Annotated in this window: 13 protein-coding genes; 11 read left to right on the top strand and 2 right to left on the bottom strand. The window is 71.5% G+C overall.

Going from position 1 to position 12,370, the window contains the following annotated elements:
• Nucleotides 1-182 precede the first annotated feature (182 nt).
• The gene (locus GCN81_RS26110; RefSeq protein ID WP_197287783.1) at nucleotides 183-1,229 is read left to right on the top strand and encodes an SGNH/GDSL hydrolase family protein; all 1,047 of its coding nucleotides are present in this window, start codon (nucleotides 183-185) and stop codon (nucleotides 1,227-1,229) included.
• A 76-nt stretch (nucleotides 1,230-1,305) separates the two neighbouring features.
• On the opposite strand, the gene GCN81_RS26105 is transcribed toward GCN81_RS26110, so the two are convergent.
• Complete coding sequence (locus GCN81_RS26105) at nucleotides 1,306-1,734, bottom strand: hypothetical protein (protein WP_156726946.1); 429 nt, start codon at nucleotides 1,732-1,734, stop codon at nucleotides 1,306-1,308.
• Nucleotides 1,735-1,901: 167 nt separating this feature from the next.
• On the opposite strand from GCN81_RS26105, the gene GCN81_RS26100 reads away from it, so the two are divergent.
• The 6 genes from GCN81_RS26100 (at nucleotide 1,902) to GCN81_RS26080 (ending at nucleotide 5,337) form a co-directional block, all read left to right on the top strand.
• The gene (locus tag GCN81_RS26100) at nucleotides 1,902-2,339 is read left to right on the top strand and encodes a hypothetical protein (RefSeq protein ID WP_231626975.1); all 438 of its coding nucleotides are present in this window, start codon (nucleotides 1,902-1,904) and stop codon (nucleotides 2,337-2,339) included.
• Nucleotides 2,340-2,391: 52 nt separating this feature from the next.
• A complete protein-coding gene (locus GCN81_RS26095; RefSeq protein WP_156726945.1) occupies nucleotides 2,392-2,736 on the top strand; it encodes a DUF6247 family protein in 345 nt (114 codons plus the stop codon).
• Nucleotides 2,733-2,915: a hypothetical protein gene (locus GCN81_RS26090; protein WP_156726944.1), complete on the top strand. Its 183-nt coding sequence runs from the start codon at nucleotides 2,733-2,735 to the stop codon at nucleotides 2,913-2,915. The genes GCN81_RS26095 and GCN81_RS26090 overlap by 4 nt, the downstream gene beginning before the upstream one ends.
• Nucleotides 2,912-3,055 carry a hypothetical protein gene (locus GCN81_RS32005; RefSeq protein ID WP_197287782.1) on the top strand — a complete coding sequence of 48 codons (144 nt, stop codon included), beginning with the start codon at nucleotides 2,912-2,914 and terminating at the stop codon, nucleotides 3,053-3,055. Before GCN81_RS26090 ends, GCN81_RS32005 begins: the two co-directional genes overlap by 4 nt.
• Before the next feature lie 395 nt (nucleotides 3,056-3,450).
• Nucleotides 3,451-4,386, top strand: a complete 936-nt coding sequence (locus GCN81_RS26085; RefSeq protein WP_231626974.1) for a hypothetical protein — start codon at nucleotides 3,451-3,453, stop codon at nucleotides 4,384-4,386.
• Nucleotides 4,387-4,491: 105 nt separating this feature from the next.
• Nucleotides 4,492-5,337 carry a MurR/RpiR family transcriptional regulator gene (locus tag GCN81_RS26080; RefSeq protein ID WP_156726943.1) on the top strand — a complete coding sequence of 282 codons (846 nt, stop codon included), beginning with the start codon at nucleotides 4,492-4,494 and terminating at the stop codon, nucleotides 5,335-5,337.
• A 6-nt stretch (nucleotides 5,338-5,343) separates the two neighbouring features.
• Here the strand turns inward: GCN81_RS26080 and GCN81_RS26075 are convergent, their stop codons facing one another.
• Nucleotides 5,344-6,723, bottom strand: coding sequence for a type III PLP-dependent enzyme domain-containing protein (locus GCN81_RS26075; protein WP_156726942.1), 1,380 nt, complete (start codon nucleotides 6,721-6,723; stop codon nucleotides 5,344-5,346).
• 221 nt (nucleotides 6,724-6,944) lie between these two features.
• Between GCN81_RS26075 and GCN81_RS26070 the strand changes: the two genes are divergently transcribed.
• The 4 genes from GCN81_RS26070 to GCN81_RS26055 all read left to right on the top strand — a co-directional run bounded on the left by GCN81_RS26070 (nucleotide 6,945) and on the right by GCN81_RS26055 (nucleotide 12,292).
• Nucleotides 6,945-7,886: an arsenic resistance protein gene (locus tag GCN81_RS26070; RefSeq protein ID WP_156727166.1), complete on the top strand. Its 942-nt coding sequence runs from the start codon at nucleotides 6,945-6,947 to the stop codon at nucleotides 7,884-7,886.
• Nucleotides 7,887-8,013: 127 nt separating this feature from the next.
• Entirely contained in the window at nucleotides 8,014-9,672 is a 1,659-nt protein-coding gene (gene hutU, locus GCN81_RS26065; RefSeq protein ID WP_156726941.1) for a urocanate hydratase, read from the top strand.
• A 26-nt stretch (nucleotides 9,673-9,698) separates the two neighbouring features.
• Nucleotides 9,699-10,889, top strand: coding sequence for an allantoate amidohydrolase (locus GCN81_RS26060; protein WP_156727164.1), 1,191 nt, complete (start codon nucleotides 9,699-9,701; stop codon nucleotides 10,887-10,889).
• Nucleotides 10,880-12,292, top strand: a complete 1,413-nt coding sequence (locus tag GCN81_RS26055; protein ID WP_156726940.1) for a formimidoylglutamate deiminase — start codon at nucleotides 10,880-10,882, stop codon at nucleotides 12,290-12,292. The genes GCN81_RS26060 and GCN81_RS26055 overlap by 10 nt, the downstream gene beginning before the upstream one ends.
• The last annotated feature ends 78 nt before the right edge of the window (nucleotides 12,293-12,370 follow it).

The raw sequence follows: 12,370 nt of genomic DNA, 5'->3' as shown, positions 1-12,370 counted from the left end.
AGGAATGCGGTCAGCGTAAGCCGAATTCAAGCGAGGAGGCGCACACTCCAGGCGGACTGTGGGACGGCACGACGCGCGGCACGACACACGGCGTCACGTACGCGGGTGGACGGCGGCGATTGACCGACCGCCCGCGCGGGGCAAGCAGTTGGTGTAGGACTACGAGGAGGTGGCATCGGTCCATGTCGAGGGCGAGGGTGGCACGGCGGATCGCCGCGGGCGCGGCGTTCGGCGGCGGCGGAATCGGCGTGCTCGGCGCGGCGGCGGTGGGACTGCTGCTCGCCGAGGTGCAACTGGCGAAACGCTCGGTCGGCGGGGACTCCTCGCGCCCACCGGGCGCAGACGGGTTGTACGGCAGGGCGGTCGCGGACGTACACGCGCCGGTGCGGCTCGCGCTGCTCGGCGACTCGACGGCGGCGGGGCAGGGCGTGCGCAGAGCCGGGCAGACACCGGGCGCGCTGATCGCCCAGGGGCTCGCGGCGGTCGCGGAGCGGCCGGTGGCGTTGCGTAACGTGGCGCTGCCCGGCGCCCAGTCGGATGACCTGGACCGCCAGGTCTCGCTGCTGCTGGCGCACCCGTCGTCGGTCCCGGACGTCTGCGTCATCATGATCGGCGCGAATGACGTGACCCACCGGATCGCGCCGACCACGTCCGTACGGCACCTGTCCGCCGCGGTGCGCCGACTGCGTACGGCGGGGGCCGAGGTGGTGGTCGGCACCTGCCCCGATCTGGGCTCGGTCGAGCAGGTGTACCAGCCGCTGCGCTGGCTGGCCCGGCGCGTCTCGCGGCAGCTCGCGGCGGCCCAGACGATCGGCGTGGTCGAGCAGGGCGGCCGTACGGTGTCACTCGGTGACCTGCTCGGCCCCGAGTTCACCGCGAACCCACGCGAGCTGTTCGGGCCGGACAACTACCACCCGTCCGCCGAGGGCTACGCCACCGCGGCGATGGCCATCCTCCCGACGGTCTGCGCCGCGCTTGCCCTCTGGCCGGAGGAGGAGCGCCCGGACGCCTTGCGCGACGAGGGCTTCCTGCCGGTGGCCAGGGCCGCGGCCGCCGCGGCGGCGGAGGGCGGCACCGAGGTCACGGCAGCGATGCCGACGGGGCCTCGCGGCCCGTGGGCCCTCCTCAAGCGCCGCAGGCGGCGGCGCATCGAGACACCGGAACAGGAGTCGGTACGAGGAACGGCGGGTGCGGCTGGAGCAGGGGCGGGAGCAGCCGGGGCGGCCTAGTCGGACACCCGCCCCAAGGCGGCGGCCGGGCCCACACGGACCCCGGCCACGCCCCACTCTCCCTCCCCCGCTCCTCCTACTCCTCCCAGTCCGAGTCGGACTGGTCGCGGCGACGGCTTCGCCCGAACCTCGGGAACCCCCGCATCGAGTGGACCGTGTTGACCCCGACGATCCCGGCCCAGGTAATGAACAGCCCCGCGAGCCCCGCGTTCACCGCCCCGATCGCGGACAGCGGGATCGCCAGGATCAACGAGACCATCCCGAACCCGAAGCGCTCGCCCCAGCCGTCCACCGAGGACTGCGAGGCACGCCCGCCCCTGGCGTTCGCCATCTGCGCCTCGGCGAGCTGGCGGCGCACCCGGCGGTCGACAGTGGAGTTCATCCGCTGCTCGACCTTCTCCAGGAACGACTCCAGCAGCGCGGATTCGTACTCCGCGCCCAGCTCCTTGCGCGTCTGCACGGTGGCGTCGAGATCTTTCTTGAGCTCAGCGTCGCGGGCTTCCATGGTCCTCACGGTACGGAGCCATAGGCCCGGCCGCAGTAGGGGTAACCCCCCAATTCTCGTGAGTCTGAATCCAAGACGCGGTTTCGAATCGAGACAAGGTGAGGAACATAGACCCACGCCGCTACAGTGGCCGCACGAGCACCCGCGAAGCCACGGAGGGACCGGCGATGCCGCCCCGCAAGAAGCGCGCCACACCCACCCGCACGACACGCCGCGTGTACGCGGACGACGCCACATGGGACAGCGCGGATGACATCGCGGCAGCAGACGCCATCACCGTCGGCCACCTTCTCACCGTCCTGCTGAGCCGCTACGCCTCCGGCGTCATCGATGTCCCGATTCCCAAGAAAGACGTCCGCGCCGCCGGGCGCAGCGGACACCTCACGCCGATCGGCGACGTCGCATGGACCCGCGCCGACGTGCGTCGCGACCGCGAAGGTATCCAGTCCATGAGCGTGCTGTGTGAACTGCTCCTCCGAGAGACCGTGGCCGGTCGCACCTTCGCTGGCCTCGACGCAGGCCCGCGCGAGCATCGGACCCGAAGCGCCCCGAGTCCAGTCGAGACACACGAAGCGACGGGCGGGGCTCTCGCCTCCGTCGCCTGACGCGAGACTCCCGCCAGAGCCGCACTGGAGACACCGCGAAGGAAGGCCGCTCATGACCACCGCCCTGCACGCACCCCCGGGCATCCCACCTATGCCCGAACGCACACCCAAGGCACTCCGCGCCGCCATCGCCGAACACGCGCCCAAGCTCCTCCCCGACTTCGACCGGCACTGGAAGCAGTACATCGCCGACGCCTACGACCTCGCTCCGGTCCCGGCGTTCATGGCTCGGTGGTGGGGAGAGTTCGCCCTCGCCCGGAACTCCCAGCTAGAGGCGAAGGTCCACCAACTCGAAGACGAAGCGGCCGAGTCCACCGACAACGCCCACGCCAAAGCCCTTATCGAAGAGGCCGGACGAATCCGCCGCGAGGCGAGCAAGGTGGAGCCTGGCCAGTGACCGGCGAGATCATGGGGCCGCCCTGGCAAGCAGACTGGACCAAGGATGCCGACGGCAACAGGGACTCGCTCCCCACCGAGGCGCAAGAGATGGTCGCCGCCGCCCGCGCCGAACTCGTCGTCGCCGTTGACCCTACTTTCGTGGGGGCGACGCCGCTGCCGACCTCCCCGACGGCATGAGCGTCGAACCCGTCCAGTTCACCAGGCCCAGCGGAGCACACGTCATCTACTTCGATCACGGGCGAGGATGGCTGCGGTATCACTTCACCCGCCGCACCGCCGCCCCTCAGATCGTGATTGACGAGTGCTACTGGCAGTAGCCCGAGGTCGTGCCCCCTTATGCCGGTGCGGGTCGATGCTCATAGCCATACTTCCCGAACAGGTCGCCCAGGTCAGGCTGTTCGCAGGGTCACTGGCTCACTCAGCTCGGCATGGGTCTGGCGGTTGTGAGGTATCACCTGGAACTCGACTTCGCGTAGGTGTTCACCCCGGTCGAGGTCACCGCCTGGCCGCTGGACTGGAGATCGCAGCCGACGCCTGAAGCCCCGTTTGTGGGGGCGAAGTTGCTGGTTCAGGTGGTGGAACAGACGCTCGCTGCTGTACGGTGACCGCGCAATCACGCTCCGTGAGAACCAGTGCATGGGGCGGTCCTCGGTGGTGCGCCAACACCGCCCGAGGACCTTCACCCAACGAGTGGAAGAATGGGTCCACCGGGATGCTTCGGCATGTTAACGCGCCCACGCGGCGCTACACCAAGGCTTCGCACGACGTCGTGCGCCATCCGCGTCTGAATAGCGACGCGAAGATCCTGCTCCTGTACGTACAGGGGCTGCCGGACGACGCGACCGGCAAGTCACTCGGCGAGCACGCTGCCAGCGTCGGCCTCAAGGGTCGGGCCTACCAGCGCGCCAAGGAACTCCTTACCGCCTGCGGGTACTTGCATGAGTGGAGGTACCAGGACGGGCGCGGCCGTTGGGCCACGGACCAGGTCCTGGGGAACATCACCCTCACGCGTGAGGACGCCGACCGCCTCCGGGGCGGGGTGTCGCTGCCGAGTACGCGGAATCCGACGGTCGGTGAGTCGACTGGTCGGATGGCCGGTGGCTCTCTACCGAAAGACGAAGAACGGGAGAAGAACACTCCCCACCCACCTCCCGAGCGAGAGCCGGAGCGGGGACCGGAGCCGGAGCTGGAGCCGGATGGTGGGGCGGTTCCCTCTCCCGAACTCGTCGAAGCCGAACGTGTGTTGCTCTCGCTGCGGCATGCGCACCGAGATCTCTGGCTCGGACTGCGCGAGGCCCGCACCCTTGCGGGCGCGGCGGCGGAGTGGCTGCGGCGCGGCTTCACGGCGGGGGACCTGCGGCAGGCTCTGACCCGTGGTCTGCCTCCCGGTGGCGTCCGCTCGGCCGTGGGCTTCGTACGGCACCGTCTGGCGGAGAAGCTCCCAGCGCCGGAGCTGCCCGTACCGAAGACGACGGACGTGGCGGAAGCGGCGGACGTGGTGACCCCGGCTGGCCTGGTGGTCTGCGCGGGGCCGGGCGATGAGCACGTATTCCGGCCGGTAAGCGGTGAGGAGTGTTGCGCTCGCTGTCGGGTACGGGATGCCAGAGGCGGGGGCGTACTGCCTGTCCGCCGCTCGTACGGTCGCTGAGTTGGCGCGAGCGGGTCGCCGCCGTGGCTGGCGAGGGGGCCTCCGGCTGAGTGCTGCATATGATTATGCAGAGGTCTTGGTTGGTGAATGGGAGCGAGGGAACTGATGAGTGAGGGCCCCGCCGCGCGGTTGCAGCAGCTTTTCGACGGGCACCGGCTCACGCCGACGCAGCGCCGGATCGCGCACTGCATGGTGCGCCGGGCCGCTGACGTGCCGTTTCTGTCGAGCGTTGAGCTCGCGGAGCTGGCCGGGGTCAGCCAGCCGTCCGTGACGCGCTTCGCGGTGGCGCTCGGCTTCGACGGGTATCCGGCGTTGCGCAGGCATCTGCGCGAGGTGGCGCCGGTTGAGGCGCGGGCGGCGGAGGAGGCCGGAGCCGCGTACAACGAGTACCAGCAGGCGGTCGAGGCCGAGATCGAGAACCTGCGGCACCTGGCCGGAGTGCTCGCCGATCCGCGCCCCGTCGAGCGGGCGGGGCGGCTGCTGGCCGGGTCCCGGCCCCTGCCGGTGCTCGGGCTGCGCGCGGCGGCGGCCCAGGCGTACGGCTTCGCGTACTTCGCGGCCAAGGTGCACCCGGACGTACGGCTGCTCGACGAGGGCGGCACGATGCTGGCCGACCGCATCGACGCGGCGGCCAGGGCGGGTGCGTCGGCGCTGCTGTGCTTCGCCCTGCCGCGTTACCCGCGCGAGGTCCTTGACGCGCTGGAGCACGCGCGCGGCGCGGGACTGACCGTGGTCACCGTCGCCGACAGCGCGTTCGCGCCGGTCGCCAAGGCCTCCGACCTGCTGCTGCCCGCAGCGGTCGGCACCGGCCTCGCCTTCGACACGGCCTGCGCGCCGATGCTGCTGGGCCGGGTCCTGCTGGAGGCGATGTGCGACGGGCTGCCGGACGCGCAGGCGCGGCTGGAGGAGTTCGATACGCGGGCGGCGGCGCGAGGGTTGTTCGTGGAGTAACGGGCTTTACGTTCCTTCCGTGAGGGTCCGGGCGTGTGCGCCGCCTGACTCCGCGACCAGGTCCTTCAGTGTCTGCGGGGTGCGTACCGTCGCGAAGCGGGTTTCGCTGTCGGAGGTCGTGTAGCCGTAAATGCCGGGGCGGGCCAGGCTGTTGTACGTGTAGTGGTGGGCGAAGTAGTACGCGCCGGTGTCCAGCGCCGCCACCAGGTCGCCGGGTTCCAGAAGGGGGAGCGGGCGGTTCTCGGCGAGGAGGTCGCCTGCGAAGCAGGCCGGGCCCGCGATGTCCTGGGGGACGGTGGGGCCGGTCTTGGGGTGGCCCTTCGCGTCGTAGGCGAGGATGCGCAGGGGCCAGGATTCCGGCTGGTAGACCGTGCGGGCGGCGACCTGTACTCCGGCGTGGGTGATGGCGATCGGGCGGCCGCCGGACTTTTTCGTGTATTCGACTCGGGCCAGGATCGTGCCCTGCTTGGCGAGGAGGGAGCGGCCGAACTCGGTGACCAGGGCGTAGCGGCCGTCGAAGAGGCCGGGGACGCGTTCCCGAAGGAGGCGGGCGTAGGCGGCGTGGGTGGGGGTTGTGGCGTCGGAGGCGAAGTTGACGGGGAGGCCGCCGCCGATGTCCACGGTGTCGATCTGCTGGCGGCCGACGTGGGTGTTGATCTCCTCGGCCAGCTCGTAGGCCACCTGGATGCCCTCGGCCAGCAGGTCGAGTGGGATGCCCTGGGAGCCGGTGTGGGTGTGCAGCCGGGTCAGCCAGGGGCGGTCGGCGTAGGCCCGTACGACCCAGTCGCGGGCTCCCGCGTCCCGTAGCGCGACTCCGAACTTCGAGGTCGCGGTGGCCGTCGAGAGTGCGTCGATGGAGCCGCCGCCGATCTGCGGGTTGACGCGCAGCCCGATCGGCGAGCCCGTGGGTGCCGAGGCGACCAACGCGTCGATACGGGCCAGCTCCTGCCGGTTGTCGGCGTTGACGGCGATACCGAGGGCCAAGGCCTGGCGCAGCTCGGCGGGGGTCTTGGCGGGGGAGTCGAGGACGGTGTGGGTGGGCGGCACCCCGGCCGCCTGGGCGAGGGCCAGCTCGCCGGGGCTGGCCACCTCGGCGCCGATGCCCGCCGCGTGGAGCAGGCGGAGTACGGGGACGAGCGGGGTCGCCTTCACGGCGAAGGTGTGGTGTACCGGGGCGGTCGTGACCTGCGCGAACGCCGCTCGCAGTGCGGCGGCCGCGTCCTGGATGCCGGTGCTGTCCAGCAGGCCGACGATGGGGGCGGCGGTGCTGGCAGCCGTGGCGGTCGTGGTGTCTGGGGCGATCAGTCCTTGCTCGACGGCCGCGCGGACGGCGGCGTCACGCCGCACGGCGGTTGCTGAATCAGCTGCGTTCTCAGCTATGCCCATGGCATCCAGCCAAACACACCCGCGCCGCACGCCGCACGCTACGCCGCCGGGTAGGACGCCCCACTCCCGCCAGGGAACTCGTTGCCCCTGGCCTGAGACGATGGGCCCCGGAACCAGGAACCCGGAACCCGGAACCGGCTCTCGGGCCGCACAGCGCACGAGAACGCAGGGGAGTCAACGACGTGGTGGCGGAGCACGGACCGCGAGGCCTGGCCGAGCGGATGGAACACCACCAGGTCGCCATCTACCTCGCGGCCATGGCCGCTGGCGGACTCTTCGGCAGCCTCGCCCCCGCCGCCGGACCGGGCCTGGAGCACGCCATCAACCCGGTGCTCGCGACGCTGCTGTACGTGACGTTCTTGCAGGTACCGGCCGCCGAGCTGCTGCGCTCCCTACGGACGGGCCGCTTCCTGGCCGCGGCCCTGGCTGTCAACTTCGTGGTGGTGCCCCTGGTGGTGGCGGCGATGTTCGCCTTCCTGCCCGACGACCAGGCCCTGCGGCTGGGCGTGTTGCTGGTGCTGCTGTGCCCGTGCGTGGACTACGTGATCGTCTTCAGCGGGCTGGCCGGTGGCAGCAGTCAGCGGCTGCTCGCGGCGACGCCTGTGCTGCTGCTCGCGCAGATGGTGCTGCTGCCGGGCTTCCTCTGGCTGTTCATGGGCTCGGGCCTGGCCGACGTGGTCGAGGCGGGCCCGTTCGTCGAAGCGTTCCTCGTGCTGATCGTCATCCCGCTGGCGCTGGCCTGGCTTACCCAGGGCTGGGCCGCGCGCCGCTCTGCCGGGCGGAAGGCCGCCAACGCGATGGGCACGACGATGGTGCCGCTGATGGCGGCCACCTTGCTGACCGTGGTCGCCTCCCAGGTGCCCAAGCTGGACGACAGCCTGGCCGACGTGGCCCGCGTCGTGCCGTTCTACGCGCTCTTCCTGGTCGTGATGGCGTTCGCCGGGCGCGCCGTCGCCCGCCTGTTCCGGCTGGACGTGCCCGCGAGCCGGGCGATCGTGTTCTCCGGCGCGACCCGCAACTCCTTGGTCGTCCTGCCGCTGGCACTGGCCCTGCCCGAGCCACTCGCGATCGCCGCGGTGGTGGTGGTCACGCAGACCCTGGTGGAAGTGGTCGGCATGGTCATCTACGTCCGGGCGGTACCGCGGCTGGTTCCGGCCTCCTGACAGACGGGACGAGGGCGCTCAGGACTGCTCCAGCTCGGTGTTGACTAGTTCTATTCAGGGCCGCAGGATGTGAATAGCCAGGGTCATCATCATCGGCTGGCCCGGTCATCACGCGAGGAGGCAGACCATGTCAGGACCCCGCCCCGTACGAGCGCCGCGCGGCACGGACCTGAGCGCCCTGGGGTGGCAGCAGGAAGCCGCCCTGAGGATGCTCCAGAACAACCTCGACCCCGAGGTCGCCGAGCACCCGGACAAGCTCGTCGTATACGGCGGCACCGGCAAGGCCGCCCGTGACTGGCGGTCCTTCGACGCCATGGTCCGCACCCTCAAGACCCTCAAGCAGGACGAGACGATGCTCGTCCAGTCCGGCCGCCCGGTCGGCGTCATGCAGACCCACGAATGGGCGCCCCGCGTTCTCATCGCCAACTCCAACCTGGTCGGCGACTGGGCCAACTGGGAGGAGTTCCGGCGCCTGGAGGCCCTCGGCCTCACCATGTACGGCCAGATGACGGCCGGGTCCTGGATCTACATCGGCACACAGGGGATCCTGCAGGGTACGTACGAGACGTTCGCCGCCGTCGCCGCCAAGAAGTTCGGCGGCACCCTCGCCGGGACGATCACGCTCACCGCCGGGCTCGGGGGCATGGGCGGCGCTCAGCCCCTCGCCGTCACCATGAACGACGGCGTCGTCATCTGCATCGACTGCGACCCGCGCGCCATCGAGCGCCGCATCGAGCACCGCTACCTGGACGTACGGGCCGATTCGCTGGAGCACGCTCTCGCGCTCGCCACCGAGGCCCGCGACGCCCGCCGCCCGCTCTCCATCGGCCTGCTCGGCAACGCCGCCGAGCTGCTGCCGCGGATGCTCGCCGACAGCGCCCCGATCGACATCGTCACCGACCAGACCAGCGCCCACGACCCGCTGTCGTACCTGCCCGTCGGCGTCGACTTCGACGACATGGCCACGTACGCGGCGAAGGACCCGGCCGGTTTCACCCGCCGCGCCCGCGAGTCCATGGCGCGCCATGTCGAGGCGATGGTCGGCTTCATGGACGCGGGCGCCGAGGTCTTCGACTACGGCAACTCCATCCGTGGCGAGGCCCAACTCGCCGGGTACGACCGGGCGTTCGCCTTCCCCGGCTTCGTACCGGCCTACATCAGGCCGCTGTTCTGCGAGGGCAAGGGCCCGTTCCGCTGGGCGGCGCTGTCCGGTGAGGCCTCGGACATCCACAAGACGGACCAGGCGATGCTCGACCTCTTCCCGGAGAACGAATCCCTGCACCGCTGGATCAAGATGGCGGGCGAACGGGTCCACTTCCAGGGCCTCCCCGCGCGCATCTGCTGGCTGGGCTACGGCGAGCGCGACCGCGCGGGCGAGCGCTTCAACGACATGGTGGCCAGCGGGGAACTGGCCGCGCCGCTCGCGATCGGCCGCGACCACCTCGACTGCGGCTCGGTGGCGTCCCCGTACCGCGAGACCGAGGCCATGCTCGACGGCTCGGACGCGATCGCCGACTGGCCGCTGCTGAACGCCATGGTCAACGTCGCGTCGGGTGCCTCCTGGGTCTCGCTGCACCACGGCGGTGGCGTCGGCATGGGCCGCTCGATCCACGCGGGTCAGGTGTCGGTCGCGGACGGCACGAAGCTGGCGGGCGAGAAGATCCGCCGCGTGCTGACGAACGACCCCGGGATGGGCGTCATCCGGCACGTCGACGCCGGGTACGACATCGCGGAGTCGGTCGCCGACGACAAGGGCGTACGGGTCCCGATGCGGGAGGGCGAGTGAGCACCACTCCGCCCACGTTCCATGAGATGTGGCGCGACCTCGCGTCCATCGGGCGCGACCCCGACTCCGGCGGCTACCGCCGCTACGCCTGGACCGGCGCCGACGCCGACTGCCGCGCCTGGTTCCAGGCCCAGGCCGAGACCCGCGGCCTGACCTACGAGGTCGACCGCAACGGCAACCAGTGGGCCTGGCTCGGCGACCCGGCCGCCGGAGACGCCGTGGTCACCGGCTCGCACCTGGACTCCGTTCCCGACGGCGGCGCCTTCGACGGCCCGCTCGGCGTCGTCTCGTCCTTCGCTGCCCTCGATGAACTCCGCCGGAGGGGTGTGGAGTTCACCAAGCCCGTCGCGATCACCAACTTCGGCGACGAGGAGGGCGCCCGCTTCGGCCTCGCCTGCGTGGGCTCCCGCCTCGCGGCCGGACAGCTCGGCGTCGACAAGGCCTGCGAGCTGCGCGACGCCGACGGGATCACGCTGCCGCAGGCCATGGAGCGAGCCGGGTACGACCCGACGGGGATCGGGCCTGACCCGGACCGCCTCGCCCGCATCGGCGCCTTCGTCGAGCTGCACGTGGAACAGGGCCGGGCCCTGGACCTGACCGGCGACCGCGTCGGCATCGCCAGCTCCATCTGGCCGCACGGCCGCTGGCGCTTCGACTTCCGGGGCGAGGCCAACCACGCGGGCACCACCCGCCTGGCCGACCGTCGCGACCCGATGCTGTCGTACGCCGAGACGGTGCTCGCCGCCCGCCGCGAGGCCGAACTCGCGGGCGCCGTCGCCACCTTCGGCAAGATCGCCGTCGAGCCGAACGGCGTCAACGCCATCCCGTCCCTGGTGCGCGGCTGGCTGGACTCCCGCGCCGCTGACCAGCAGGCGCTGGACACGGTGGTGGCGGGCATCGAGAAGGCCGCGCGGGAGTACGCGGACCGGCACGGCATCGACCTCGACGTCGTACGGGAATCCTTCACGCCCGTCGTCGAGTTCGAGCACGCCCTACGCGACGAGCTCGCCCGCGTCCTGGGCGCCAGCACACCCGTCCTGGGCACCGGGGCGGGACACGACGCCGGAATCCTGTCCGCGTCCGTCCCGACCGCCATGCTGTTCGTACGCAACCCCACGGGCGTCTCGCACTCCCCGGCCGAGTACGCGACCGAGGACGATTGTGTCGCCGGGGTCGCGGCACTCGCGGACGTACTGGAGGGCCTCGCATGCAGCTGACGTACTGGGCGGAACACGCCTGGCTGAACGCGGTAGACGCGGCAGACGCGGCAGACGCGGCAGACGCGGTGAGCGCGGCAGACGCGGTAGTCGAGTCGGGTGTGGCCATCGAGGTGTCCACGGCGGACGGCCGGATCACCGGCGTACGCACCGGAGTCGAGGCCCCGCCGCCAGGCGCCGAGATCCTGCGCGGCCTGACCCTGCCGGGCCTGGCCAACGCCCACTCGCACGCATTCCACCGGGCCCTGCGCTCCACCGTCCAGGTCGGCTCCGGCACGTTCTGGACCTGGCGTGAGGTCATGTACGAGGTCGCGTCCCGGCTGACCCCGGACACGTATCACGCGCTTGCCCGCGCCGTGTACGCGGAGATGGCACTCGCCGGGATCACCGGCGTCGGGGAGTTCCACTACCTCCACCACGCGCCCGGCGGCAGGCCGTACGACAACCCCAACGCGATGGGCGAGGCGCTCATCGCGGCGGCGGCCGACGCGGGCATCCGCATCACCCTGCTCGACACGGCGTACGTCTCGTCCGGGCTCGTCGACAAGCACAGCGGGGAGCCGCCGAACGAGCACCAGCTCCGGTTCTCCGACGGTACGGCCGAGGCCTGGGCCGAGCGCGCGGCCGCGCTCAAGGGCGCCGAGCACGCCGTCATCGGCGCGGCGGTTCACTCGGTACGGGCGGTACCCGCCGACCAGTTGGGCACCGTCGCGCGGTGGGCGGCCGACCGGGGCGCGCCGCTGCATGTCCACCTCTCCGAACAGACCGCCGAGAACGACGCGTGCCTCGCCGCGCACGGCTGCACGCCGACGCGGCTGCTGGCGGACCACGGGGTGCTGGGTGCCCGTACCACCGGTGTGCACAACACCCACCTCACGGACGCGGACATCGCGCTGCTCGGCTCGTCGGGCACCGGCACCTGTATGTGCCCGACGACGGAACGGGACCTGGCGGACGGGATCGGCCCCGCGCCCGCGCTCCAGCGGGCCGGGTCGCCGTTGTCGCTCGGCTCGGACAGCCACGCCGTGATCGACCTCTTCGAGGAGGCGCGCGCGATGGAGCTCAACGAGCGGCTGCGCTCGCGGACTCGGGGGCACTGGACGGCGGCGGCGCTGTTGCGGGCGGCGACGGGGGAGGGGCATGCGGCGCTCGGGTGGCCGGACGCGGGCGCGATCGTGGTGGGAGGTCTGGCCGACCTCACGACGGTCGCGCTCGACTCCGTCCGTACGGCGGGGGCGGGGCCGGGGCTTGGCGCGGAGACGGCCGTGTTCGCGGCGACGGCGGCGGATGTGCGCGACACGGTGGTCGCGGGGCGGCGGGTCGTCCGCGACGGCGCCCACACCTTGGTCCCGGATGTCCCGTCCGCCCTCTCTGCCGCGATTGCCGAGCTGCGGGGTGGCTGAGGTCAGAGCCTGAAAACTCCCCAGTCCCGCCCCAAGTTTCAGCCCGGCCGGCGTTTGAGGCCAATCTTTGAGCCTGGC

This window comes from Streptomyces apocyni, from assembly GCF_009739465.1.
Classification (GTDB): domain Bacteria; phylum Actinomycetota; class Actinomycetes; order Streptomycetales; family Streptomycetaceae; genus Streptomyces; species Streptomyces apocyni.
This window is presented reverse-complemented; position numbering and strand designations above follow the sequence as displayed.